The sequence below is a fragment of the Agrobacterium sp. 22-3639C2 genome, assembly GCF_053522105.1.
Genome location: NZ_JBNWDB010000002.1, coordinates 155,184 through 179,581, shown reverse-complemented (window position 1 = coordinate 179,581; position 24,398 = coordinate 155,184). Strand labels below are relative to the sequence as shown.

The 24,398-nt window shown below is 58.1% G+C and carries 21 protein-coding genes; 18 read left to right on the top strand and 3 right to left on the bottom strand.

Going from position 1 to position 24,398, the window contains the following annotated elements; all coding sequences use genetic code 11:
- Positions 1-109: 109 nt before the first annotated feature.
- Complete coding sequence (locus ACQZ6D_RS08550) at positions 110-1,624, top strand: MFS transporter (RefSeq protein ID WP_448730281.1); 1,515 nt, start codon at positions 110-112, stop codon at positions 1,622-1,624.
- Positions 1,625-1,775: 151 nt separating this feature from the next.
- Here ACQZ6D_RS08550 and ACQZ6D_RS08545 read toward each other — a convergent pair whose 3' ends face one another.
- Both ACQZ6D_RS08545 and ACQZ6D_RS08540 read right to left on the bottom strand, forming a co-directional pair.
- On the bottom strand, positions 1,776-2,711 hold the full coding sequence (locus tag ACQZ6D_RS08545) for an MYG1 family protein (RefSeq protein ID WP_111789548.1): 936 nt from the start codon (positions 2,709-2,711) through the stop codon (positions 1,776-1,778).
- 253 nt (positions 2,712-2,964) lie between these two features.
- Positions 2,965-4,248, bottom strand: coding sequence for a cystathionine gamma-synthase family protein (locus tag ACQZ6D_RS08540; protein WP_065663082.1), 1,284 nt, complete (start codon positions 4,246-4,248; stop codon positions 2,965-2,967).
- 126 nt (positions 4,249-4,374) lie between these two features.
- Between ACQZ6D_RS08540 and ACQZ6D_RS08535 the strand changes: the two genes are divergently transcribed.
- Complete coding sequence (locus ACQZ6D_RS08535; protein WP_013761333.1) at positions 4,375-4,833, top strand: Lrp/AsnC family transcriptional regulator; 459 nt, start codon at positions 4,375-4,377, stop codon at positions 4,831-4,833.
- Positions 4,834-4,914: 81 nt separating this feature from the next.
- Here ACQZ6D_RS08535 and ACQZ6D_RS08530 read toward each other — a convergent pair whose 3' ends face one another.
- Positions 4,915-6,942, bottom strand: a complete 2,028-nt coding sequence (locus ACQZ6D_RS08530) for a hypothetical protein (RefSeq protein WP_025596013.1) — start codon at positions 6,940-6,942, stop codon at positions 4,915-4,917.
- A 330-nt stretch (positions 6,943-7,272) separates the two neighbouring features.
- On the opposite strand from ACQZ6D_RS08530, the gene ACQZ6D_RS08525 reads away from it, so the two are divergent.
- From ACQZ6D_RS08525 to ACQZ6D_RS08450, 16 genes are all read left to right on the top strand, one after another.
- Positions 7,273-8,919, top strand: a complete 1,647-nt coding sequence (locus ACQZ6D_RS08525; protein WP_448730282.1) for an ABC transporter ATP-binding protein — start codon at positions 7,273-7,275, stop codon at positions 8,917-8,919.
- A gap of 294 nt (positions 8,920-9,213) precedes the next feature.
- A complete protein-coding gene (locus tag ACQZ6D_RS08520; protein ID WP_026330963.1) occupies positions 9,214-9,699 on the top strand; it encodes a MarR family winged helix-turn-helix transcriptional regulator in 486 nt (161 codons plus the stop codon).
- Positions 9,699-10,409: an SDR family NAD(P)-dependent oxidoreductase gene (locus ACQZ6D_RS08515; protein WP_019566403.1), complete on the top strand. Its 711-nt coding sequence runs from the start codon at positions 9,699-9,701 to the stop codon at positions 10,407-10,409. Before ACQZ6D_RS08520 ends, ACQZ6D_RS08515 begins: the two co-directional genes overlap by 1 nt.
- 1 nt (position 10,410) lies before the next feature.
- Positions 10,411-11,742: an NAD(P)/FAD-dependent oxidoreductase gene (locus ACQZ6D_RS08510; RefSeq protein ID WP_019566402.1), complete on the top strand. Its 1,332-nt coding sequence runs from the start codon at positions 10,411-10,413 to the stop codon at positions 11,740-11,742.
- 139 nt (positions 11,743-11,881) lie between these two features.
- Positions 11,882-13,543, top strand: a complete 1,662-nt coding sequence (locus ACQZ6D_RS08505; RefSeq protein WP_112154433.1) for a peptide ABC transporter substrate-binding protein — start codon at positions 11,882-11,884, stop codon at positions 13,541-13,543.
- 125 nt (positions 13,544-13,668) lie between these two features.
- Positions 13,669-14,619, top strand: coding sequence for an ABC transporter permease (locus ACQZ6D_RS08500; RefSeq protein ID WP_013761327.1), 951 nt, complete (start codon positions 13,669-13,671; stop codon positions 14,617-14,619).
- 42 nt (positions 14,620-14,661) lie between these two features.
- Positions 14,662-15,552 carry an ABC transporter permease gene (locus tag ACQZ6D_RS08495; RefSeq protein ID WP_111800421.1) on the top strand — a complete coding sequence of 297 codons (891 nt, stop codon included), beginning with the start codon at positions 14,662-14,664 and terminating at the stop codon, positions 15,550-15,552.
- 12 nt (positions 15,553-15,564) lie between these two features.
- Positions 15,565-16,890 (top strand): NAD(P)/FAD-dependent oxidoreductase, encoded by a 1,326-nt coding sequence (locus ACQZ6D_RS08490; protein ID WP_448730283.1) that lies wholly within the window; start codon positions 15,565-15,567, stop codon positions 16,888-16,890.
- A gap of 59 nt (positions 16,891-16,949) precedes the next feature.
- The gene (locus ACQZ6D_RS08485) at positions 16,950-17,291 is read left to right on the top strand and encodes a cupin domain-containing protein (RefSeq protein WP_153793293.1); all 342 of its coding nucleotides are present in this window, start codon (positions 16,950-16,952) and stop codon (positions 17,289-17,291) included.
- A gap of 418 nt (positions 17,292-17,709) precedes the next feature.
- Positions 17,710-18,618, top strand: a complete 909-nt coding sequence (locus ACQZ6D_RS08480; RefSeq protein ID WP_003517687.1) for a LysR family transcriptional regulator — start codon at positions 17,710-17,712, stop codon at positions 18,616-18,618.
- 147 nt (positions 18,619-18,765) lie between these two features.
- The gene (locus ACQZ6D_RS08475; RefSeq protein ID WP_003517686.1) at positions 18,766-19,548 is read left to right on the top strand and encodes a carbon-nitrogen hydrolase family protein; all 783 of its coding nucleotides are present in this window, start codon (positions 18,766-18,768) and stop codon (positions 19,546-19,548) included.
- A gap of 15 nt (positions 19,549-19,563) precedes the next feature.
- A complete protein-coding gene (locus ACQZ6D_RS08470; protein ID WP_038493653.1) occupies positions 19,564-20,229 on the top strand; it encodes an RraA family protein in 666 nt (221 codons plus the stop codon).
- A gap of 62 nt (positions 20,230-20,291) precedes the next feature.
- The gene (locus ACQZ6D_RS08465; RefSeq protein WP_112154434.1) at positions 20,292-21,332 is read left to right on the top strand and encodes an ABC transporter substrate-binding protein; all 1,041 of its coding nucleotides are present in this window, start codon (positions 20,292-20,294) and stop codon (positions 21,330-21,332) included.
- 301 nt (positions 21,333-21,633) lie between these two features.
- A complete protein-coding gene (locus ACQZ6D_RS08460) occupies positions 21,634-22,707 on the top strand; it encodes an ABC transporter ATP-binding protein (RefSeq protein WP_013761322.1) in 1,074 nt (357 codons plus the stop codon).
- Positions 22,704-23,582, top strand: coding sequence for an ABC transporter permease (locus ACQZ6D_RS08455; RefSeq protein WP_019566396.1), 879 nt, complete (start codon positions 22,704-22,706; stop codon positions 23,580-23,582). Before ACQZ6D_RS08460 ends, ACQZ6D_RS08455 begins: the two co-directional genes overlap by 4 nt.
- Before the next feature lie 12 nt (positions 23,583-23,594).
- Positions 23,595-24,389 carry an ABC transporter permease gene (locus tag ACQZ6D_RS08450; RefSeq protein WP_013761321.1) on the top strand — a complete coding sequence of 265 codons (795 nt, stop codon included), beginning with the start codon at positions 23,595-23,597 and terminating at the stop codon, positions 24,387-24,389.
- Positions 24,390-24,398 lie beyond the last annotated feature (9 nt).

The window sequence follows — 24,398 nt, the reverse complement described above, 5'->3', positions numbered from 1 at the left end:
CCGCAATGAAAGGCCCGTGAGGCCGATTGTCGAATTGATGTCGTCTGATGAGGATGGATGCCGATACGCGGCCTTGGTGTCGCGATGCCATTTCACGATTGGAGTTTGCATGAACGACGCCCCTCATAGAGCCTCAGCCAGCCGGAATTCGGTATTGGTGGCGGTGTGTCTTGCCGCCTTGACCCTTCCTTTGAACTTCTCCGCCGGTGCGGTTGCCACGCCGGCGATCGGGCAGGACCTCGGGGGATCGCCTGCATCCCTCACCTGGATCACCAATGCCTTCATGCTGGCTTTCGGAAGTCTTCTGATGGCGGCAGGCGCGCTAGCAGATCGATATGGCAGAAGGCGGGTGTTCTTGATCGGCCTTGCGCTGTTTACCGGCTTCTCCTTTGCGCTTGGATTTGCGCCTTCGGTGTGGATCATCGATCTGCTGCGTGCCGGTCAAGGCGTGGGCGCCGCCGCGGCCCTGGCCGGAGGTACGGCCGCACTTGCGCAGGAATTCGACGGCCACGCTAGGACGCGCGCCTTTGGGTTGCTTGGAACGACCTTCGGCGTCGGTCTTGCATCTGGTCCGCTGCTAACGGGATTGATGATCGAAACGGTCGGATGGCGGGCAATATTCCTTGCCGGCGGCCTGATCGGCCTCCTTGCCCTGATCCTCGGCCCGCCACGGATGCGTGAAACGAGGGATCCCAATGCGGCGGAACTCGACTGGCTGGGCGCTGCAAGCTTTACCCTCACACTCACCCTCTTCACCGTTGCGATGATCGAACTGCCTGTTCTCGGGTCTAACGGTATCATCGCTTTCAGCACAGGATTTGCATTTTCGCTTGCAGCCTTCGTCTTGATCGAAATGCGGGCAGCGCGGCCAATGCTGGACTTATCGCTCTTCCGTTATCCGCGGTTCGTGGGGGTGCAGCTATTGCCAATCTCCACCTGCGCCTGTTTCGTTGTTCTTCTTGTTATCATCCCGTTGCGCCTCATCGGTATCGAGCAACGAGGAGCAATCGGGGCGGGGTTCATCATGTTGGGACTGTCGGCTCCGATGCTGGTGGTGCCTATAGTCGCGACGATGTTGGCGCGTCATGTTTCGCCGGGCATGCTCTGCGGCATCGGCCTGCTGATCGCCGCCTCTGGCCTCGTCTGGCTTGCCGGCTTCACCGCAGAGGATGGAGCCATGATCGTTCTGCCCATGCTCGTCATCGGGGTGGGCGCCGGCCTGCCATGGGGCCTGATGGATGGCTTGTCCGTTGGCGTCGTGCCGGTGGAGCGTGCGGGAATGGCGACCGGTATATTCAGTACCGTGCGGGTTGCCGGTGAGGGCATCGCGCTTGCAGTCGTCAGCGCCGCCCTGTCGGCATTGACCTCGGCATCCCTCGGACGGCTGGCGCCTTTGTCTACGCCCCTCTTGAATCAGACAGGTCAGCGTCTGGCAGTGGGCGACCTGGCGGGTGCAGCGGCAATATCGTCCCACATCGGGGACGACCTGTTGCGGGATGCCTATCAGACTGCGTTTTCGACACTTTGCTGGTGGCTTGCCGCGGTGACGACGCTATGCGCCATCGCAGTCCTTTTCCTGCTGCCCAATAGTGCTGCGGTCGCCGACAAAGTGACGGCTCCGTAGATTATCGGGGACGAACACGGTGTTCCGATTGGGCGTGGAGGAGGGGAGGCCAGTGATGTGGGCCGAAGGACATTTGCGGGCATATCCTTTGATATGCTTCGCCGGCCCGCCTTCAGGGCGATCTCCTACTCATGTTCCGTTGTTCAATGGACTACACTACGGGAGCAGGTAAGATCGCCTCTTTCACAGCCAGTTCTGCCATGGCGAGGGCGGCATCGCGGGTTTTGGCGGCGGCAATAAACCGGCCGTTGTGGCAGAAACTCGCGCCTTCAATGCCACAAACGGCTTCCAGATCGCCATTTGTAAGGCCAGCCCATGCGGCAGGCAGGTCTGCCCGAAGTTCAAAGCCTTCATCTGCGCGACGGATACCGGTCAGACACCAGTCCTTGTCACGCGGGTGAACGACAAACAGCAGATTGTCTGCGCCCGCCTTCACAATGGCGGGCCGAAACGGCATACCCATCGGCAATTCCAGAATATGACCTTCACCGGCATCGACGATAGCCTGCATTACAAGCGCCTCGGCGCGCAGTTTCGCAGCGCTTTTGGCTATTTTCGCCTCGACGAAGCTGCGGGCAATGACGAGCGCCGCGTGGAAACTGCGATCATCGGCTTCGGGGTCGGTCTCGTCAAAAACAGGTTTCAGAGTTTCCAGCAGGACAGGCAGCGTCAGCGCAACCAGCGGCCCGGCGACGGAGGGGCTGACCGCACCATTGTCGACCAGATCGACCGGTAGCACAAAGCTGCCATCGAAAGAGGTATGGACGGTTTCGACATGTTCATCGGGGATGCCGAAGGCGGCAAGATAGTCCCGGCCGAAATGCTTCCAGATCAGTCCGAATGAACTATATGGCTGACCGTCATCCCTCAGCGGCGCGCCGCGCTGATGGTGATCGAATATCCTGCTTGTCGCGTCATAGGTGCCGCCGACATCGTAGATGATGCGGTCCACGCCGGGGGTGATCCATTCCGGCGCCCGGCTGCGGACGATGCGGGCCTGCGGGAAAAGTCGGGTCAGGATGACGCTGGACAGCAGTTCGTCAGCATGGAAGCCACCGGAATGGGTGACGAGAAAATCCGGGATCATGTCAGGATAAGCCTTGTTGCTTGCGGGAGGTCCGCCTGGAATTGAGGCACCTGATACCCTTTGCCCGACGCCATCTCAACCCGTCATTCGCCGCTTCTTTATCATATTGCCGGTTCGGGACCGTCTCCACTCGTAGCGGAAGGTAACGCCGCTCCCCTTATCGCCTTCCTGCACTACGTTGGTTTCCGCGTTTCGTATGTACTGGAAAACCCATAGGTATTGCAGTCGGGGAGGAGCGGCATTTGCCTCTTCGTCAGGCGGCATCCAGAGAGAGGGTCAGGTCGGCGACCAGATCGTCGGGATGTTCGATGCCGATTGACAGCCGGATCGTGGAATCAAGCACACCAATGCGCTGGCGGACGTCGGCCGGAACACCCGAATGCGTCATCGTTGCAGGATGGGAGGCGAGAGATTCCGTACCGCCAAGGCTGACCGCGAGTTTGAATATCGTGAGAGCGTTGAGGAATTTGAAAGACGCTGCCTGCCCGCCCGCAATGTCAAACGAGAAGGTCGATCCCGCACCGGTGCATTGATCTGCAAACACCTTGCCAACCGGGGACGCCGGATCGTGAAACGGCAGATAATGGATTTTCTCGACTTTGGGATGCGCCTTCAGGAACTCGGCCACCACCTTGGCATTGCTGTTTGCCCGCTCCATGCGGATTTGTAGCGTCTCAAGCGAGCGCCCGAGCATCCAGCACGAATGCGGGTCGAGCTGGGTGCCGATCGCTCCGCGTAATGCCTTCACCTGCTTCATGACATCCTTGCGACCGAGCGCTGCTCCGGCAATGAGGTCGGAGTGCCCGCCAACGTATTTTGTCAGTGAATAGAGCGAGATATCGGCACCGTGCTCGATAGGCCGCTGGAACACCGGACCGAGGAGTGTGTTGTCGCACGCGATGATTGGCCTGTGCCCCTGCTTCTGGCCGATCACGTCGGCAACGCGGCTGATCATGGCGATATCGACAATACTGTTTGTCGGGTTGGCGGGGGTCTCGATGAGGATGACGGACACCCTGCCTTTCGCCATCGCAGCCTCTGCGGCGGATATCACCGAGGCCTCGCTGACACCATCGGCGAAACCCACCGCCGAAACGCCGAAATTGTGGAAGGTCTTTGCCAGCAGCGTCTCAGTGCCGCCGTACAAAGGCTGGGAATGGAGTACGGTGTCGCCGGGCCTGACGAAAGCGAAAAGCGTCGTCGAAATGGCGGACATGCCGGACGAGAAGAGCGCACAACTCTCGGTGCGTTCGTAAACGGCAAGGCGGTCCTCGACGATCTCGCTATTGGGATGGTTGAAACGCGAATAGACGAGGCCTGCACCTCTGCCTGCGGGCGGCTCCTTGCGGCCGGAGACATAGTCGAAGAAGTCGCGACCGTCCTCCGCCGACTTGAAGACGAAGGTCGAGGTCAGAAACACAGGCGGCTTCACCGCTCCTTCCGACAATTCCGGATCGTAGCCGTAATTGAGCATCTGGGTTTCAGGATGGAGAGCGTGGTTGCCGATATGGGTTTTAGACGGATGCGGTGCGGTCATTTGCGGAAGGTCCTCCTCAACAGACGTTGAACTGTCCGCAGCTTACATCCAATCAAGCCAAAATACCTTGCATTCTGAAGCGTGGATATGTCTGATGAAGCAATATATTGCGGAGAATTGTGCTTTATGTCGCAAAAAATTGCAGATCCAATCGACCGGCGGATAGTCAAGGAGCTGTCTGCCGACGCAAGGATCACCAACAACGAACTTGCCGAGCGAGTCGGCTTGTCGGCATCTGCATGTCTGCGGAGGCTGCGACGGCTGGAAGAGACGGGGGTGATCAAAGGTTATTCCGCGATCGTTGATCCGGCAATCGAGGGATGGACGATGACCGCGCTTGCATCCATCCGCCTCAGTCGCCAGCACGATGACGAAATCCAGATGTTCGAGGCGGCCGTTCTGGACTGGGATGAGGTTCTGGAATGTCACCTCGTCACGGGTTCGAGGGACTACATGCTCAAGGTCATGTGCGGTGGGCTCGAGGACTACGAGCGCTTCATCAAGGAGAAGATCGCGAAGCTGAAATGCGTCGACACCATCGAGACCAGCTTTGTCATGAACACGATCAAGGCGCGGCGCATCTAAGCTTTGCTAGAAGCTCCGCGCCCGGTGCGTTCAAGCTCCGAGAACCGGAGCTTGAACCGTTTGGGGGTGCGATTGGACGACTTACTCGGCCGTCGCCTGGATATCGACCTTGTCGAGAAGAAGCATCGGGTTTTCAGACGCTGCAACCAGATCAAAAAGACCAAGGCCATTTGGTCCAGTGGAGCGGGCGGTAACCGTAAGAGTACCTGGGTTGTTGATGAAGCGAAGCAACGCGTCCACCGCACTCTTGAGTTTGGGCTGTTCAGCTGCGATCTGCTGCAACCCCGCGCTTGCCACGAGTGTCAGAACACCGCGCACTTGATCCTCGGTCATGTCGTTTTGCAGAGCATACAGCTTGATAGCCTTGGCCATCATACCTTCGTCCTTGATCGTCAGCTTTACCTCGCGACCCGCGAGCCCCAGGAGGGCGGCCTGAGTACGATTGGTATCGAAGGAGAAGAACTCCTCGGTGAACCCGCTCGCCAGACCGGAAAAATTGACGCTGCCAATATCCTTGCCGCGCATGGAGATTTCCCGGATCACCAGGTTCTTGTTCGGTTCATCCCAGCCGGCGGCAAGGGCATAAGACAGGGCGAGTGCCTCGAAACCCAGTTTGCGGGCTTCGACAAAAACTTCCTCGGTCGAATCTTCAGGGATCGGAAGAGAAAGGTCATCCTGCCTGATCACGATATCTGTGGGTATGCCGTTGAAGGGCTTTGTCAGACCCATCTCGAAATTCCTGAGCGTGAACTTGATGCGCTCAGGCACGCCCTCCGTCTTTTCACCAGTCTCGTCGTCTGTCTGTTCCGGGGCGGCGACGTCAACATTGATGCCTCCGACGCGGACGGTGCCCAGTTCCGGTATCAGGTGATTAAACGGGAAAGTCTCGATCTGCTTGTCGTCAAGCCCGACGATTTTGGAGAGACTCTCGATTGTGGAACTCCAGTCAAAGCCCTTGAGGCTTGCCTCGGCGACTTCGATCGTGTCGACGCCATTTCCGATCGACATGCCATTCAGGCCGAAGTCGAGCTTACGGCTGTCCATCTGCATATCGATACGATCAATGCCGACCTTGACCCTTTTGCCGGCAGCCCCTTCGCTTTCATCAGGCGCGTCGGCCTTGAACCCGAGCAACTGCATGTTGCTCTTGCCAATCATATCGAGAATGGACAGGGCCTTGGCGAAAATTGCCTGGCGTTCCTGAGGTGAAAGCTCGTCGGTATTTTTGGTCGCCGAAAGCGCGTTCATCGTTTCCAGAAGCGGCTCGGCCGGCATGCGGGCGCTGAAGCCGTCGCTGCGTATTTCATCGTAAGTGAAATGACCGTCTCCGTCTGAGAACGAGATTTTGCTGACGGAGAGCGGGCCATAGAGAAGCTTTGCGTCCTTATCTTCGGGACCCGCTTTTTCCGTATAGAGCCTTGCGAGGTAAGCGGCATCGAAGTCCTGCCCGGCTATGGCGCCGGTCGATACGACCAAGTGCTTCTTTTTCATCGCGCCAGTGCTGTCCGGTAGATCCATCTGAATGTCGTAGCTGGCATTGTCGATGGAATATCGGGCGATCCGGCCTTTGGCGATGTCCGAGAAGGCTACGTTCTTATAAACAGTCTTCTGCTCGGTGGTGGCGATGGACTGCGTGAATGTCATCTCAGGCGTGGAAATACGCTCTGCTGCAAAGCGCTCTATGCGCTTAGGCAGAGAGTTGGCATTTCCGTCTCCGGATACTTCAGCCGCATCCGGTTTTATGAACGCGGCATTCTCGACTCGCGCATGCGCCATCGAGATCTTGCCGGTTGGCACATCAACATTAATGTCGTTCAGCTCCAGTGCGCCATCCAGGAAAGGAAATTTTGGACGTCCATCGATAGCTGCAATCCGGATGTTCTTGCCATCGGCAAGCGGCAAGGCCAGTTCGCGAATATGAATCTGCCCGAGGAAATCAACCTCAACGGAACGGGCAGTTGCGCCAGTGCGAGCAACGAGTTCGCTGACCTTTGCTTCGTAGAAGGCCTTACCCCCGATGACGCCTGCAGCAGCAACAGCAATAATCGCAACCGCCGCCCATAAAGCTTTGGTCCGGCCCTTGCCGGTTTGGGTATTTACCTGTTCCACGAAATTGGTCCTCTCCGACGCGATTTGAAACTGCACGCCTTTTAAGCACGCGAAAGTTGCTCCGCAAGTGGGCGCTAGCGGGACAGTTGGAGAACTTGTCCCAAAACGCAAAACGCCGGGTCCGCTCCTGACCAACATCAAACGGGACAGCCTGGCATTTTGCAGATCATAAAGGTCAAGAATGCTGGACAGCGCCAACGCGGTGCCGGTTCGACCGTCTCAGCTACCGCCACTCACTGGACAATATAGTAGACATAGTCCACCATATTGTTTCCGACGTATGAAGCGTCGGCCAAAGCGAACAAAGTTACAAAAAAACAAGGGGAACTTATGTCGCATCCAACCACGTCAGCCGACGTGGTGCTGTCCGTTCGCAATCTCACGGTGGATCTTCCGCCGGGAATGGAGCGCACCCACGCGGTCAAGAATATCTCTTTCGACCTCCACGCAGGTGAAATCCTGTGCATTATCGGTGAATCCGGGTCCGGCAAATCCGTCACTGCCAGCACGATCATGGGGCTGTTGTCGCCCGTGATAAAAGTCAGCTCCGGCGAAATCCATTTCAAGGGAATGGACATACTTGCGGCCAGGGAAGATAAAATCCGGCCGCTGCGTGGTCAGGCGGTCTCAATCATTTTCCAGGATCCGCTCTCCGCGCTCAATCCGCTGATGACAATCGGGGATCAGATCGCCGAAGTGCTTGAAGCGCATGGCTATGGAACGCCTGAAACCCGCAAGACCAAGGTTCTGGATCTACTTGAAGAAGTCGGTCTTCCCGACCCGCCTCTGATGCGGCTGCAATATCCATTCCGTCTGTCTGGCGGACAACGCCAGCGGGTCATGATCGCCATGGCACTGGCACTCGATCCGGATGTCCTGATTGCCGATGAGCCAACAACCGCTCTCGACGTTACCACCCAGGCGCAGATCCTTGAGCTCATCCGCAAGATACAGAAGCGCAAGGACATGAGCGTCATGTTCATCACCCATGATTTCGGCGTCGTTGCCGAAATTGCCGATCGCGTCGTGGTGATGGAGAAGGGATATCTTGTGGAGCAGGGAAGGGCGGACCAGGTTCTGGTCAATCCCGTCCACCCCTATACCCAGCGACTTGTCGCTGCGGTGCCACGGATGCGGAGCACTGAGCGTTCAGTCAGCGAAGAAGCTCCCGTCGTTCTCAAGGTCGAAAATCTTGAGAAGGAATATCGCAGCTCCGGCTCGTTTTTCCGCAAGGCCCGTATCGTCAAGGCGGTCAATGGTGTCAGCTTCAAGCTTCACAAGGGCCAGACCCTTGGTATCGTTGGCGAAAGCGGGTCGGGCAAGTCCTCGCTCGGGCGTGTCCTGCTGAAATTGCTGGACGCGGATGGCGGTTCAATATGCTTCGATGGCCGTGACATAGCAGCGATGGACGAAACGGCGTTTCGATCGTTGCGACCCTATATCCAGATGATTTTTCAGGATCCTTTCGCGTCGCTTAATCCCCGCCATACGATCGGCAGGATCTTGACGGTCGGCCCCGTTGCCCACGGAATGGCTGTGCATGAGGCGAGAATAAAGGCTCTCGGAATTCTGAAGCTCGTGGGGCTGGATGAACAGGCCTATGACCGTTACCCGCACGAATTCTCCGGCGGCCAACGCCAGCGCATCGGCATTGCCCGTGCGCTGATGTTTGATCCGGTCGTCCTTGTGGCCGACGAAGCCGTGTCTGCTCTCGACGTTTCCATACAGGCGCAGGTTCTGGAGCTTCTGGCGCGGGTGCAGGCTGAAATGAAGGTGGCGATGATCTTCATCACCCATGACTTGAGAGTCGCAAGCCAGATTTGCGACGATGTGCTTGTCATGCACAAGGGAACGGTTGTCGAACAGGGGCCGCCGACAAAAATCTTCCGGTCGCCGGCCCATCCCTATACCCGCAAACTCGTTGCTGCGATCCCCGGTGCGGACTGGGAACCTGCGGCAACTGCCGTCGGCACATAACATCGAAGTCTGACGAGCCGGACACCTCGTCAGACTTTGCATCGCGCGACATCAAAGACCGATTGAACCGCCGGATTATCATGGATCCGGCGGCGCGAGAGGTTTTCCTTTTAAATATCTGATTTAAATAATAAAAATATGATTTCAGGAATAAAAAGTAGTTGCGTTTGTCTACTAATTATCCTTTCATTCAGTCACGAAACTGACATACGACATGGCCGAAAACCTGCACTGCGGCACGCCGGGAAAGCGTGTGCGCCAATGTCGATCTTTGACCATTCGAACGGAAACTCCATGTCCAAACCAACTGAAAACCCGCCGACATCGCCAACTGATATCAATCTCGACGTGCTTGAAGACACGCTGAGCTTTTACATCCGCACGATCAACCTTGCCGTATCGCGCGATCTCGATGCCCGGCTGGACGGGCTGGATGTGGCGAAGGGAACTGGAAAGATCACGACTTTGCTGCTCGTCGATGACTACCCGGGTATCCGTCCTTCAGTGATAGCTCATCTGACGATGCGGGACCGGTCTGCAATGGGCAGGATCATCGACCAGATGGTGTCGCACGATCTGATACGCCGGGAAGTGTCGCAGGAGGACAGCCGCGCCCAGGAGCTTTACATCACCGAAGCCGGAGCGGCGCTTGCAACGAAAATCCGGGAGATCGTTCCGCAGCAATCGCGCGATTTCTTCAGCTTCATCCCGGAAGACGAGCAGAAGCAGGTTATCGACATTTTGCGTCGCGCCTACCGCCATATTGTGGGGCTAGCATGATGGAACGAACGACAAAACGCGTTGCTCTCATATCCGGTGCAAGCCGGGGTATAGGCGACCATATCGCTGCTACTCTTCTTGGCGAAGGCTGGTCGGTATCGCTTGGTATGCGCAGCCCGTCGCTGCCGCAATGGGCTGTGGGTCACGAGGGACAGGTCCATCTTGCCCATTATGACGCAAATGATGCGAGTGCGGAGAAGCGCTGGGCCGATGAAGCGCATCAGCATTTCGGTCGTATCGATGCTGTCGTGGCCAATGCCGGCATCATGATACCGAAGACAGTGATCGAAGCAGATGACGAAGACATCGACGCCATGCTTGCGGTCAACGTCAAGGCACCGAGAAGGCTGGTTAAGGCCGCCTGGGAGGCGTTGAGCGAGAGCGGTCGTGGCCGGGTCATCATCCTCGCTTCCCTCTCCGGCAAGCGGGTGAAGTCCGCATCTGCCGGTAGCTATTCTCTCTCCAAATTTGCGGCGGTCGCGCTTGCGCATGCCATCCGACAGGCGGGCTTCGAAAGCGGCGTGCGCGCGACAGCCGTATGCCCCGGTTTCGTTGCGACAGATATGGCGACCGCCTTATCCGAACGGCCGGCGGATCAAATGACCCAGCCCGCCGATCTTGCCCGCATCATTGCCATGCTGCTGTCCTTACCGAATGAGGCTTCCGTCGCCGAATTTGCCATCAATTGCCAGCTTGAGGAGTTTTTCTGACATGCCCGGTCCTTATGTCGTTCCCGTCCATGGCGATGCGGAATTGCCGAAAGAAGTCGATGTCGTCGTCATTGGCGGCGGCATTATCGGCACCTCCACCGCGCTTGAACTCGTCGATCAGGGACTGCGTGTTGCGCTTTGCGAAAAGGGCGGTATCGGCCACGAGCAGTCGAGCCGCAACTGGGGCTGGGTGCGCATTTCCCGCCGCGACCCACGCGAGGTGCCCTTGATGGCAGAATCGCTGCGCATCTGGGCGGATCTCAATCGTCGTACAGGGCGGGAGACTGGTTTCAAGCGTTCCGGCATCGTCTTTACATGCGCAAACGAAAAGGAATTTTCCGAGCACGAACGCTGGAACCGCAATCTGGAAGGCTACCAGATTGAAAGCCGCATGTTGAGCGCTAAGGAATTCAAGGCGAAATATCCCGGCTCCAACATGGATGTCGCCGGTGCCCTCTATACCGCCGGCGATTGCCGGGCCGAGCCGCAGCGCGCCGCCCCGGCAATCGCCGAAGCTGCCCGCGACCGCGGCGCCTTCATCCTGACCGAATGCGCCGTGCGTGGTCTGCAGCTTTCCGGCGGCAAGGTGTCTGGTGTCGTGACAGAGCGCGGTGAAATTGCCTGCAAGGCGGCGGTCATGGCGGGTGGCGCGTGGTCCAGCCTGTTTCTCGGCAACAACGGTCTCGATCTGCCGCAGCTCAAGGTCATGAATTCCGTGCTGCGCACAAAGCCGCTGGAAGGCGGTCCGGAAGAGGCAATCTGGTCGAACGGTTTTGCGATCCGCAAGCGCCTCGACGGCGGATATACGATCGCGAACGGCTTCCAGAACATCGTCGACATCGTGCCCGCATCTTTCCGTTATGCACTGAAATTCCTGCCGGCTCTGCGGCATGAGTGGCGCTCGCTCGACCTGCGCCTGACTGGCCGCTTTTACGATGAATGGCGCATTCCGCGCCGCTGGGCGCTCGATGAGGCTTCGCCCTTCGAATATAACCGCGTGCTCGATCCCGTTCCGGCCATGGACATGACGGACGGCGCCTTTTCCAAGCTGAAGAAGGCCTTCCCCGTTTTCGAAAAGGCCGAAATTTCGCAGCGCTGGGCGGGCATGATCGATGTGACGCCTGACGCTATTCCGGTCATCGACAATATCGACGCCATTCCGGGCTTTCATGTTGCAACCGGCTTTTCCGGCCATGGCTTCGGCATCGGCCCGGCGGCTGGAAAACTCATGGCTGATATCGTCACAGGCCGCAATCCGATTGTCGATCGTCGCGATTTCCGTTTCAGCCGCTTCAGCGACGGCTCGAAGATCGAGCTGGTCAGCGGCTTTTGAAATGAGAAGCCCGGCGGTCAGGTGGCGCCGATCCTTTTGACGCATGAGGCAGGCAACTGCTGATGGGAGTAGTACCGCCCAAAGAGGCGGAAGCAAAAATAATCGTCGTGTTCAACCATCGGATCAAGGGGAACTAAAAATGTCCGACCAGAACAAGCCGCTTATCAATACCACCCGCCGCCAGGCACTCGGCCTTTTGGCGCTCGGCGCATCCGGCGTCGTCCTTTCCGGTCTTCCGGGTTTTTCCCGCGCCATGGCGCAGGACAAGGCCGCCAAAGGCCAGCTGACGGTCGGCTTCTCGCAGGAGCCTACCGTGTTCAATCCACATATGCCGCATATTGAAGTAGACGAAGGCATCCATTTCAGCATCTTCGACCCGTTGTTTTATGTCGACGAGAAAGGTGCCTTCGTGGCAGCTCTCGCCGCCGAAGTGCCGACGGTCGAAAACGGCGGCATTTCCGCCGATGGTCTCAACTGGAAGGTCAAGCTGCGTGACGACGTCAAATGGCACGACGGCAAGCCGTTCACCGCTGAAGACGTGAAGTTCACGCTTGAACTTCTGGTCGATCCCAACTTCCGTTCATGGCGCAAGACCGGGCACGAATTCGTAAGGGATTTGACCGTGCTTTCGCCGACGGAAATTACCTGGAAGATGGAAAAGCCATTCGCGCCCTATCCCTCGATCCTTGCTTCCACATTTATTACGCCGAAGCACCTCCTAGGTGCGGAAGCTGACCGCAATACCGCCGCCTATAACAACGCGCCGGTCGGAACGGGCGCATTCAAATGGAAAGAGCGGGTTGCGGGTGACTACATTCTGCTCGACGCCAATACCGAGTATTTTGGTGATGGCCCGCATATAGAGCGTCTGGTCTACAAATACGTACCCGACCTGAATGTGATGTACACCCAGTTCAAGACCGGCGACATAGACGTGGTGGGCCTGCAATGGATCACACCCGACCATTATGACGAGGCCAAGGATCTCGCCGGCAAGGTGGTCAACGTCGTGCCGGGCTCAACGATTGAATCCCTCTCGTTCAACATGGAACGTCCACAGTTCAAGGAGCCGGCGGTAAGAGAGGCGCTTTATGCGGCGATCGACAAACAGTCGATCATCGAGGCACTTTATTATGGTTTGCCCACACCCACCGAAAGCTACGTTCCGCAGCAGTCTTTCTATTACAATCCAGATCTTCCCAAGCATGAATATTCCATCGAGAAAGCTAAAAAGCTGCTCGACGATGCGGGCTGGGCGCCCGGGGCGGATGGCATTCGCGCCAAGGATGGCGTGAAGCTGGCCTTCACCTGCTCCACGACAGCGGGCAATCACATCCGCGAACAGGTTCAGCAATACATGCAGCAATCCTTCAAGGATATCGGCGTGGAGATGACCATTTCGAACCTGCCGCCAGCTGTCATGTGGGGTGACTACTGGATGCTGTCGAAGTTCGATTCGGTTATCGTCGGGCTCGACTTCCTGACCGGCCCGGATCCCGATACCTCCGACTTCTTCCGCTCGACGTCGAGTGCTGCAAAAGGCGGCTCGGGCCAGAATACCTGGCAGTTCGTCAACAAGGACGTCGATGATCTTCTGGCCAAGGGCGGCAGTCTCTTCGTGCCGGAGGAGCGCAAGGCCGTCTACCTGAAGATCCAGGAGATCATGCGCAAGGAACTGCCGCTGTTGCCGCTGTTCCAGTACGCAACGGTGCGTGGTCACAAGCAGGGCGTCGAAAACGTGAAGCCAAACGTCAATAACCGCATCGATACCTGGAACGTTGCGACCTGGCGTCTGGCGTAAAGCCTGCCGCAGACAGGGCTTTATGCCCCGATCCATGTGAAGTGCCGGCTTTGAAGCAGCCGGCACTCTGACGGCTATTCGTGGATGGTGCTAGCCAGTTCCACGATGCGACCTGGAGTCTCATCATGCTGACCTTTCTTCTCCATCGGATATGGCAGAGCCTCGTACTTCTGCTGCTTGTCTCGATCATCGGTTTTGCCATCCTCAACCTCGCGCCTGGCGGGCCATTGTCGCAATTTGCCCTGACGCCCGGCATGACGCGGGAGGCGCTTGATCGCATCGCCCACCAGATGGGTCTCGATCGACCCTTGCCGGTACAATATCTCGAATGGGCCTGGCGCCTGCTGCAAGGCGATTGGGGGAAATCCTATCGCGACCAACGTCCGGTTCTCGATATCATCTCCGGCCATTTGTTTGCGACCCTGCTGTTGATGGTCTCATCAACCGTCGTATCCATCCTTGTCGGCACCTGGATCGGTATCAAGGGGGCGACCAAACGTTACACGCTGTTCGATTACACCGCCACGGTCGGGGCCATGGTCGCGCTTTCAATTCCCACCTTCTGGTTCGGGCTGGTGGCCATCTATGTTTTCGCGCTCAGGCTGAAATGGCTACCGGCGGGCAACATGTATACGATCGGCGATCAGTCTTTTTATGACTATGCAATTCACCTGATCATGCCGAGCCTGGTACTTGCCCTCGTCAACATCGCCGTCTGGAGCCGCTACATGCGGACTGCGACGCTTGACGTCATCAATCAGGATTTTGTCCGCACCGCCCGCGCCAAGGGGCTGACCCCGCGCCGGGTTCTGATGAAACACGTCGTCGGCAATGCACTTCTGCCAATGATTACCCTTGCCGGTCTCCAGCTCCCGACGATTCTCGGCGGCGCCCTCGTAACGGAGACGGTCTTTACCTGGCCCGGCATGGGCCGCCTGTTCCTCGATAGCCTTGGTTATCACGACTACCCTGTCGTGATGGGGCTTCTGATGTTTTCCGCAATTCTCGTGCTCATCGGAAGTCTGCTCGCTGACCTCATGGTTGCTCTCGTCGATCCCCGCATCCGGCTCGGATAGAGCCGGATCGACGAAACGCCGCACTCAATCGAAGGAAAGACCATGTCCGCTACAACCCTCCATCCCTCGCAGGCCGCACCGCGGTTTCACTGGTGGCAGAACCGCACGCTGCGCCGTTTCGCCCGCCACAAGCTTGCTGTGCTCGGCCTCATCATGATCACCGTCATGATTTTCGCCTGCGTGGTCGGGCCCTATCTCTTGCCTTACGATGAATTGTTCATCGATCTGCGCGCCCGTTTTGCCCCGCCGATGACCGGTTACCATATTTTCGGCACCGATCCGCTCGGACGCGACATAGCCGCGCGCCTTTTCAATGCCGGCCGCATTTCACTGCTGGTCGGGTTTTTCGCCATGGTGCTGTCGACACTGATCGGCACCATCATCGGTGTCGTTGCCGGTTATTATGGCGGGCGCATCGGCGCGATATTGATGCGTTTCGTCGATGCCTTTCTGTCTTTCCCGAGTATTTTCCTGCTTCTCGCTCTGGCTGCTTTCGTCAAGCCGAGCCCGTTCATGATCACGGTTATCATTGCCGTTACGAGCTGGATGGAAATTGCCCGTCTGGTTGAAGCGGAAGTGCGGTCTCTGCGCGAACGCGACTTCGTCATGGCAGCCCGTATGCTGGGCCTGCCTAATGGCTGGATCATGTTTCGGGAACTGCTGCCGAATGCTGTCGGCCCCATCATCGTTGCCGCGACCCTGACGGTCGCGCGTGCCATCCTTCTGGAGGCCTATATCAGCTTTCTCGGTTATGGCATTCAGCCGCCGCTGCCGAGCTGGGGAAATATGCTGAACGGAGCCCAGCAATATCTCGACAAGGCGCCCTGGCTCGCCATCGTGCCGGGCGTCGCCATCACGCTTGCCGTCACCAGCTTCAATTTCATCGGTGATGGGCTTCGTGATGCGCTCGATGCGCGCAGCGACCTGAACTGAAGGTGTCGGTAGATGGTTTCGTTCTCACCCTTTGACGTGACACTGTGGTATGCGACCGCAGCTTCAGCACCGCATACGGAGCCTCTTTCGGGTCGCGTGCAGGCCGATGTCTGCATCGTCGGCGCGGGTTATACCGGTCTGACGACCGCATTGGAGCTGGCGAAAACCGGCATCAATGTCGTGCTTCTGGAGCGGCAGGAAATCGGCTTCGGCGGTTCGGGCCGCAATGCCGGACATTGCACCCCGACCTTTACCCATTATAGCCTGCCCGAGCTGCGCAGGATGCTGGGTGAGCCCTGGGCGGAACGGCTGATCGAACGGCAGACGCGGGCGAATGACCGCGTATCGAGCATGATCCGCGACTATCAGATCGACTGCGAATGGGTACAGAACGGTTATGTGATGGGCGCACCGCATAAGGGCGCCATGGATGAGATCAGGCGCAAGGTCGAGACCTATAATGCGGTGGGCGCGAAAACCCGGCTGCTCGACCGTGACGAGGTGGAAGCGGTCACCGGCAGTCCGCGTTTCGACGGCGGCTGGCTGCACGAAGAGGCAGGTCACCTCAATCCGCTCGGTTACGCCCGCGGTCTCGGCCGTGCTGTCATCCAGGAGCGCGGAAAGATATTTACCGGCTCGGCAGTGACGGGTTGCGAACGCGACATAACCGGAGGCTGGAAGGTCAAGACCGATCGCGGAGAAGTGGTCGCGTCGAAAGTGATCTTTACCACTGGCGCTTATACGGTTGGTGGTTGGCCCAAGCTGGATCGAACCTTCAAGATTCAAAGCGTGTTCGTTGCTGCCACGCAAATTTTGTCCGAAGAAACACGCCGGACCGTCCTTCCGCAGAACACAACCATTCATGATGGTCGCGGCGATATCTACGTCTACAAATACAATGCCGAAGGCCGGATCGTCGCATCGATGTTTCCCATGGGACGCCGCGGCCGCGACATGGCCTATACGAGACAGGTCATGAGCGAACGGCTCAAATGGCTGCATCCAAAGCTCCGGGAAGAGATCCGCTGGGAGTATTTCTGGTTCGGCGAACTCGATATGCAATATCGCACCGTACCGCGGTTTTATGGTCTCGCGCCGGGCGTTGTGGCTTTGACCGGTCTTTCCGGCCGTGGTGTGCCGACCGGCTCGATGCTCGGTTCCATCCTTTCGGAATGGGCGCTTGGCAAGCCGGAGAACGAGCTTGCCCTGAAGCTGGAACCACTGAAGGCAGCTCCCTTCTTTATGGGTTTCGCACCCGCAATGGCGCTGCGTTACTACCGGCTGCGCGACAACATATCCACGAAACTAGCTGGGGCGGAACTGCCACCCCATGCCTGAACCGGCGCGGCCCCAAGGTCCGTGCCAACATTGACAAAGCAAGGAGAATTCCCGTGACCATGCCGATTTTCAATATTTCCGATGACGTGGATCTTGTTCCGGCCATGCCCGCCGAAGGCCGTGAAGGCGGTTCGTATCGTCGCCAGATATGGCAGGACCAGATCGAAAATGGCACGATCGTCGCAGTCTGGAAGGCCGAGCCCGGCATCTACAATTATCCGGGTCGTGACCTCGAGGAAACTTTTGTCGTCGTTGAGGGCGAGGCAATGTATTCGCAGGCCGAAGCCGAACCGGTGAAGATCGGTCCCGGATCGATTATCAGCATCGCCAAGGGCGTGCCAAGCCGCCTCGAAATCCTGTCGCCGTTCCGTAAGCTCGCAACTGTCATCCCGAAGCCGTGAGGTTTGGGGGAGGGGTGCCTGCAGACCTAAGGCAGGCTGTGTCCTGTATGCGGGGCACGAGGATTTAGGTCTCGCCGATCTGTCTTTCGTCACAGCAATCCGGTGCAACGCTGATGGCCCGACAATCAAAGATTTGAAGAAACAGGGCTCCGAGGAGACGCAGAGCCCTGTTTGCGTTCAATGGTTTGGGAAGCAGCTGGTGCAAAACAGGCCACTCATTTGAAACATCCTTGTGACCGTCATCCCTTTTCCCAGCCCCAGCCGGTGCGAAAAAGCGGTGCCAGGGCCAGGGCGTTGATCCCTTGCTTATGGGGGCGTGCATCGGACATACTTACACTCGAACCACAAAGGGCCAAGGGCAAGACGAGCCAGCGACGTTAGTGCCGGCTCGCGGAGCCATGCGGGAAGATTTTACCTCATGAATACGCGATTTCTCGAAACTTTCCTCTGGGCTGCACGACTGAACAGCTTTTCGGCGGCCGCGGAACGGTTGAATACCACCCAGGCGTCGGTGTCCAACCGAATTGCCGCCCTCGAAAGGGAGCTTGGCGTCGTGCTTTTCACGCGCGATGTGCGCTGCGTCAACTTGACACCTGCTGGTCGTCTGGCGCTGCAGCATGCCGAAAAGATCGTCAATCTGACCGGTGAGTTCCGACAGATCGTGAGTAGCCGGGAGGCGCTGAGAGGCACCGTGCGCATCGGTGCTGCCGACACGATCGTCTATGCCTGGTTGCCGCTGCTCATTCGCCGCATGAACGAACGTTACCCCGGCGTCAGTCTGGATCTGACCATCGACACCAGCCTGAAACTATCCCAGCGCATTCAAAACGGTGAGGTGGATGTCGGTTTCATCATGGGGCCGATCATGGCTGCAAATATCTACAACTCACCGCTCTGTACGTTCGAGTCCTGTTGGGTTGGCGCGGTCGAATTGCCGCTGCCGGAAACGGGCGTCACACTCGAAGATATCGCGCATTTTCCGTTACTTACCTTCTCGACAGGCTCGCAGCCACATCAGGCGTTGCGCGCGTTGCTCGATTCTCACGGGTTGTCCGACAGCCGCATCTATAATTCCAATTCGCTGTCGATCATGACCCGCCTTGTGGCCGCGGCCGTTGGGGTGGGCGCTTTGCCGCGTGTGCTGGTGGACGGCATCATCAAATCCGGTGAGGCGCGTATTCTCGACATTAGTCCGTCAGTACCGCCCCTCACATTTCACACCGTTTATCAGGAGCGTGGCGACAACGCGATTGCCCGGGCCATTGCCGATATGGCGACGGAAATCGTCAGTGAAACCACCACGCAATGGATGACGGCTGCCGCCTAAATTTTGCGCTGCAGCGCAAAATGATTAATCTATAAGCTTACCTTATGGGTTTCGATAGAGTTTTTCCGTTTGTAATGAAAACAGTTCCCGTTCTTAATTCTCCTCGCAACATGAGAGGAGAGCAACGTGAAAGTCTCACTTGTTCAAATGAATACCCAGAATGACAAGGCAGAAAACCTTAAGGTTGCTGCCGATCTTATTGAGAAGGCAGTCAAGGCGGATAATCCTGACCTTGTTGTTCTTCCAGAATACTTCGCATTTCTTGGAGATAATCCCCAGGAGATGCATGAGAGCGGGGAGGAATTCCCTGACGGCGAGATTTACACGCTGCTCTCGGGGCTGGCCAAGAAGCACGCGATCACGCTGCATGCCGGCTCCATCGTCGAGAAGGAAGGCAATCGCTTTTACAATTCGACGCTCGTTTTCGGGCCGGATGGCAAACAGATCGCGCGTTACCGCAAGATGCACCTGTTCGACGTCGATACGCCGAACGGCATCAGCTACCGCGAATCCGACTCCGTTGCCCGTGGCGAAGAAGTGGTGACCTACAAGGTTGGCGACAAGACGGTCGGTTGTGGCATCTGCTACGATATTCGCTTCCCTGAACTGTTTCGCGCCCTGCGGGACAAAGGTGCAGACGTCATCGTTCTCCCAGCGGCCTTCACCCTGATGACAGGCAAGGACCATTGGGAAGTTCTGGCGCGCGCCCGTGCCGTCGAAACCCAGACCTACTTTCTGGCCGTCGGCCAGATCGGCACCCATGCGGGTGGCAAGAAGGCATGCTGGGGGCATTCCATGGTAATCGATCCGTGGGGCCACATCGTCGCCCAATGCTCCGACAGCGTTGGAACGGCCGGTGCCGTCCTTGACTTCGACTATTCGGCCAAGGTGCGCGCCAACGTACCGGTGGCGAACCACCACGTTCTCTGATCGGAGAAAGACTCAATGTTTATCGCCAACCCCATGCCCGAACAGATCGGTGCCGACATCATCGAGCTTCTTGAGAAGGTCGAAGTCGCAACGATCGGTCACGTGCTTCACTCCGGCTTCGTCGATCCTGAAATCCGCGCCGTCCTTCCGGGCAAACGTGTGGCAGGCACTGCCGTCACGCTGCGCATCCCCAATGCGGATTCCACCATGCTCCACTATTTGTCGCAGTTCGTGCGTCCCGGGGATATTGTCCTCATCGACCGTTGCGGCGATACCCGTCACGCCTGCTGGGGCGGTGTCATCACCAACACCATGAAGATGGCCGGCGTTAAGGCCGGTGTCGTTGATGGCCCGGCGACCGACTTCTCGGAGTTCGCCAAGGTCGACATGCCGATGTGGTGCCGTGGTCCTTCTCCGATCACCACCAAGATCCTCGGCCTCGAAGGCGCGATCAACGTTCCGATCAGCGTCGGCGGCCAGGTGATCAATCCGGGTGATGCGATCCTGTGCGATGAAAGCGGTGTTGTCGCTCTTCATCCAAGCCAGGCTCGAGCCATGGCTGAACGCGCCATCGGCATGCAGGAAGCCGAACTCGTGCTTCTGGAGCGCCTGCGCAACGGTGAGAAATTGCCGGACATTTCTGGCGCCAACAAGCTCGTTCAGGCCAAGCTGAGCGCCTGACATCGTCTTATGGGTGGCGGATCAGTCCGCCACTCCAAATAACAATAGAGGAGAACAGGACAATGAAGAAAACAATACTTCTGAGTGGGATTCTCATGCTCGGCGCGGCCGCTCTGCCGGCGCACGCCCAGCAGACCGTGACGTTCCTCGGCTATAGCGGCCTTTTCCAGGAGCGTTACACCAAGGCCGTCATCGAACCTTTCATGGCGGCTAACCCTGATATCAAGATCGAATATTTCCCGCAGCAGGGCTCTGCTGCAATGCTCGGCTCGCTGCGCGCCCAGAAGGCTGCGCCGCAGTCCGATATCGCTCTGATGGACGTCTCCGTCGCCAAAACAGGTACGGACGAAGGTTTGTTTGACAAGATCGACGAAAGCGTAACCAAGAATGTCGCCGACCTCTATCCTAATGCCCGCTTCGAAGGCGTGGCCGGGGTTGGCGTAACGTTCGACAATCTCGTGCTCATCTACAATACCGATGCCATCAAGACGGCTCCCGACAGCTGGAACGCTCTGAAGGATAGCGCCCTCAACGGCAAAGTCGCCATGCTGAGCGCCCCCGATATCGTCGGTATCGGTACCACCATCATCATGGACCATATGAATGGCGGCACTGATTTCATCAAGAACATCGATGCCGGCATCAATGCGATGGCTGAAGTTGCTCCGAATGTGCAGACCTGGGAGCCGAAGCCGGAAGTCTATCCGAACGTTGTAAACGGCCAGGTTTCGCTGGGCGTGGGCTGGAACGCCCGCAGCCAGGTGAATGCTGACGGTTCCAAAGGCAAGATGAAGGTGGTTCTTCCGAAGGAAGGCACGATCCTCCAGATCAACACGCTCAACCTCGTCAAGGGTGGTCCGTCATCCGAGGCTGCGCGCAAGTTCGTTGATTATGCGCTGAGCCCGGAAGCCCAGGCTGCCTTTACCGCCGCCATGTATTATGCGCCGACCAATTCCAAGTCCTCTGTCTCTGCCGATGTGAGTGAGCGCACGGTCGTCAAGGCGATGGACAAGGTCATCCCGGTGGATTGGATTGGCCTCTCGAAGGTCCGCGACCAGATTACGCAGGACTGGCGCCGCAAGGTCATTCCCCTCAGCCGTTGAGACTTCTGCGCAGAGCGCAAAAAAATGAAAGGACTTCCGCGGCTCCCATGGCAGTCGCGGAAGCAGCATACCAAAACACTCGGATCATCTCCTCTGAAGGCGCTGGGGCGGAAGAGGTGGGAGCCGACGCGGACATGCATTCCGAGCGGGGCCTAGGCCTGCACTAGGGGAGGCACCGCGGAACGGCGCAGCGATTTTTCGCCGCGCTTGCGTAGATCAAGGGCCAAGGCATTTCCGATTCCCTGCGGGTCGGAGATGTTCTGGAGAAAGGCAAGAAGCCAGAATGGGAACTTCAGATATCATGCAGCCAGGATTCCTCTCGATTCGTTCACTGACCAAGCGCTACGAGACAATCGTCGCCGTGGATAATCTCAATCTCGAGATTCCCAAGGGCGAACTGGTTGCCTTCCTCGGTCCTTCCGGCTGCGGCAAGTCGACGTCGCTGCGCATGATTGCAGGCCTCTCTCCTGTCTCCTCGGGGTCTATCCTGATCGACGGCAAGGACGTGACGAAACTTGCGCCTTATAAGCGTGACATTGGCCTCGTTTTCCAGAGCTACGCGCTCTTCCCCCACATGACGGTCCTCAAGAATGTCATGTTCGGTCTTGAAATGCGCAAAGTGCCTGCTGCCGAGGCGGAACGCCGTGCCCGTGAGGCCATTGCCATGGTGCGTCTGGAAGGGCGCGAGGACCGTCGCCCCGCACAGCTTTCCGGGGGCCAACAGCAGCGCGTCGCACTGGCGCGCGCCCTCGTCATCCAGCCGTCCATTCTCTTGTTTGACGAACCTCTTTCCAATCTTGACGCAAAGCTGCGCGACGAGATGCGCGCCGAAATTCGCCGTATCCAGAAACAGCTTGGCATCACTTCCATCTTCGTCACGCATGATCAGGTTGAGGCGCTCAGCATGTGCGACAAGGTCGCTGTGCTCAATGGCGGGCACCTGGAACAGCTTGGCACGCCGCACGATCTCTATGAGCGCCCGGCCACTGCATTCGTCGCCTCTTTCGTCGGTCGCACCAACAGGCTGGTCGGCAACGCCGCCGGTGACCGCATCACGGTCGGCGATGCGGTGCTGCGAGCGCCCGGCGCGCACAGCGGTGAGATCGACCTGATGGTACGGCCGCATCGCATGGCCATGACCGTCGCTGGCGACGCCGTCCCCGATTTCGACGGAGCACCCGTCAATCGCATCGCTGGCGAAGTCCGCGATGTCTATTATGCAGGCGACATCCTCCACTACGAGATCGCCGCTGGCGGGCAGACCCTGTCCGTGGAACGCGCGACCTCCGGCGGTGAAACGCCGGTCGCGGCAGGCAGCGCGGTCAGTCTCGTCTGGCGCGTGGAGGATACTCTGGTCTTCGGAGCAAACCGATGACGGCGGCGGTCATGATCACGGCTCCCGGTGGCCGTACCTCTTCCATCGTGTTTCTCGCAACCCTTCTTCTTGGACCCATCATTGCGGTCAACGGTCTGGCCTTCGTGTTGCCCGTCTTCAACCTGCTGCTGCTTTCCTTCCGCGAAAGCCTCGGCGGCGGCGGTCTCGGGGAAGCCCATACGCTCGACAACTGGTCGTCGACACTGACCGACGGTTTTTATATCGAGCTGATTGGTCAGAGCATCCTGACCAGCCTTATGATCACCGTTCTCACGCTGCTCGCCTCCTATCCCATTGCCCTCTACCTTCACCGGGCGCAGGGTCGCTGGAAAACGCTTTTGCTGGTGCTGGTCATTTCGCCGCTGCTCACCTCGGCGGTGGTGCGCACTTATGGCTGGATCGCAATCCTGGCGGATGACGGCCTCATCAACAACATCCTCTTCGCACTGGGTGCGCAAGACGGGGTGCGTCTGCTGTTCAACAAGATCGGCGTCGTCATCGGGCTTACCGAAATCCTGATGCCCTATATGATACTGGCGCTCCTCGCCGGCTTCGGCAGGCTTGATCCTCGCGTCGAGGAAGCTGCGGAAACGCTCGGCGCATCGCCCTGGAAAGTGTTCTGGCGGATCATCGTGCCGCTCACCATGCCCGGCGTGGCCCTGGGTTGCCTGCTCTCCTTCGTGCTGGCCGTCAGTTCGTTCATTACTCCCAAGCTGCTCGGCGGTGGCCGCGTCTTCCTTCTGGCAACGGAAATCTATGATCAGGCCATCGTGACGCTCAACTGGCCACTCGCCGCTACGCTTTCGATGATCATCCTCGTGATTTTCGGTGCCGCCCTGGTGCTCTATTCCCGGCTTCTGCGGGCCATTCTGTAAAGGAGATCGAAGATGGAAGAACGTCCCGCTCCGCTGGCGCTGAAAATTGTCGCCTTCATCATGTTCCTTTTCCTCCTTGCGCCTGTGGTGCTCGTCGTGCCGATCTCGTTTTCGGCCGACAGCTACATGACCTTCCCACCCTCCGGCTGGAGCCTGCGCTGGTATGTGGATCTCATGCACAATTCAAAGATGATCGGCGCCCTGGGCACCAGCACGCTCCTTGCGGTCATCGTTACCGTTCTGTCCATGCTGATTGCGCTGCCCGCCTCCTATGCCATCGTGCGGATGCGGGTGATTGGCGCGGATACATTGCTCGCCTTCTTCACCGCGCCGCTTCTTCTGCCGACTATCGTTCTTGGCCTTGCGATCCTGATCGTCTTTGCCGGTGCGGGTCTGCTCGGTACATTCACGGGTCTGGTGATCGCGCATCTGATCATCGTGTTGCCCTATGCGCTGCGTGTACTCACCACGTCGCTTGCGGGCCTGCCGCTGATCTACGAGGAGGCCGCCTCCACGCTCGGGGCGTCACCTCTTACCGTCTTTCGCCGCGTCACCATGCCGATGATCGCGCCTGGCATCGTTGCAACGGCAGCGCTTTCCTTTCTCGTCTCGTTCGATGAAGCCGTGATTTCGCTGTTCCTCACCGGTCCGCGCATCACGACGCTTCCCGTTGCCATGTATCAGCATGTCGAAACCCAGGCTGATCCGCTTGTTGCCGCCATCTCCGTTCTTCTGATCGTGCTCACGCTTGCCGTCGTCCTGATCGTGGACCGCACGGTGGGCCTGACGAAGACTTTCGTGAAGTAAGGGGCCGGA

What these genes read in the sequence shown, in the direction of transcription:
- ACQZ6D_RS08550 (WP_448730281.1), top strand. Translation starts at nt 110, where the DNA reads ATGAACGACGCCCCTCATAGAGCCTCAGCCAGCCGGAATTCGGTATTG.
- ACQZ6D_RS08545 (WP_111789548.1), bottom strand. Translation starts at nt 2,711, where the DNA reads ATGATCCCGGATTTTCTCGTCACCCATTCCGGTGGCTTCCATGCTGAC.
- ACQZ6D_RS08540 (WP_065663082.1), bottom strand. Translation starts at nt 4,248, where the DNA reads ATGACCGCACCGCATCCGTCTAAAACCCATATCGGCAACCACGCTCTC.
- ACQZ6D_RS08535 (WP_013761333.1), top strand. Translation starts at nt 4,375, where the DNA reads ATGTCGCAAAAAATTGCAGATCCAATCGACCGGCGGATAGTCAAGGAG.
- ACQZ6D_RS08525 (WP_448730282.1), top strand. Translation starts at nt 7,273, where the DNA reads ATGTCGCATCCAACCACGTCAGCCGACGTGGTGCTGTCCGTTCGCAAT.
- ACQZ6D_RS08520 (WP_026330963.1), top strand. Translation starts at nt 9,214, where the DNA reads ATGTCCAAACCAACTGAAAACCCGCCGACATCGCCAACTGATATCAAT.
- ACQZ6D_RS08515 (WP_019566403.1), top strand. Translation starts at nt 9,699, where the DNA reads ATGGAACGAACGACAAAACGCGTTGCTCTCATATCCGGTGCAAGCCGG.
- ACQZ6D_RS08510 (WP_019566402.1), top strand. Translation starts at nt 10,411, where the DNA reads ATGCCCGGTCCTTATGTCGTTCCCGTCCATGGCGATGCGGAATTGCCG.
- ACQZ6D_RS08505 (WP_112154433.1), top strand. Translation starts at nt 11,882, where the DNA reads ATGTCCGACCAGAACAAGCCGCTTATCAATACCACCCGCCGCCAGGCA.
- ACQZ6D_RS08500 (WP_013761327.1), top strand. Translation starts at nt 13,669, where the DNA reads ATGCTGACCTTTCTTCTCCATCGGATATGGCAGAGCCTCGTACTTCTG.
- ACQZ6D_RS08495 (WP_111800421.1), top strand. Translation starts at nt 14,662, where the DNA reads ATGTCCGCTACAACCCTCCATCCCTCGCAGGCCGCACCGCGGTTTCAC.
- ACQZ6D_RS08490 (WP_448730283.1), top strand. Translation starts at nt 15,565, where the DNA reads ATGGTTTCGTTCTCACCCTTTGACGTGACACTGTGGTATGCGACCGCA.
- ACQZ6D_RS08485 (WP_153793293.1), top strand. Translation starts at nt 16,950, where the DNA reads ATGCCGATTTTCAATATTTCCGATGACGTGGATCTTGTTCCGGCCATG.
- ACQZ6D_RS08480 (WP_003517687.1), top strand. Translation starts at nt 17,710, where the DNA reads ATGAATACGCGATTTCTCGAAACTTTCCTCTGGGCTGCACGACTGAAC.
- ACQZ6D_RS08475 (WP_003517686.1), top strand. Translation starts at nt 18,766, where the DNA reads ATGAATACCCAGAATGACAAGGCAGAAAACCTTAAGGTTGCTGCCGAT.
- ACQZ6D_RS08470 (WP_038493653.1), top strand. Translation starts at nt 19,564, where the DNA reads ATGTTTATCGCCAACCCCATGCCCGAACAGATCGGTGCCGACATCATC.
- ACQZ6D_RS08465 (WP_112154434.1), top strand. Translation starts at nt 20,292, where the DNA reads ATGAAGAAAACAATACTTCTGAGTGGGATTCTCATGCTCGGCGCGGCC.
- ACQZ6D_RS08460 (WP_013761322.1), top strand. Translation starts at nt 21,634, where the DNA reads ATGCAGCCAGGATTCCTCTCGATTCGTTCACTGACCAAGCGCTACGAG.
- ACQZ6D_RS08455 (WP_019566396.1), top strand. Translation starts at nt 22,704, where the DNA reads ATGACGGCGGCGGTCATGATCACGGCTCCCGGTGGCCGTACCTCTTCC.
- ACQZ6D_RS08450 (WP_013761321.1), top strand. Translation starts at nt 23,595, where the DNA reads ATGGAAGAACGTCCCGCTCCGCTGGCGCTGAAAATTGTCGCCTTCATC.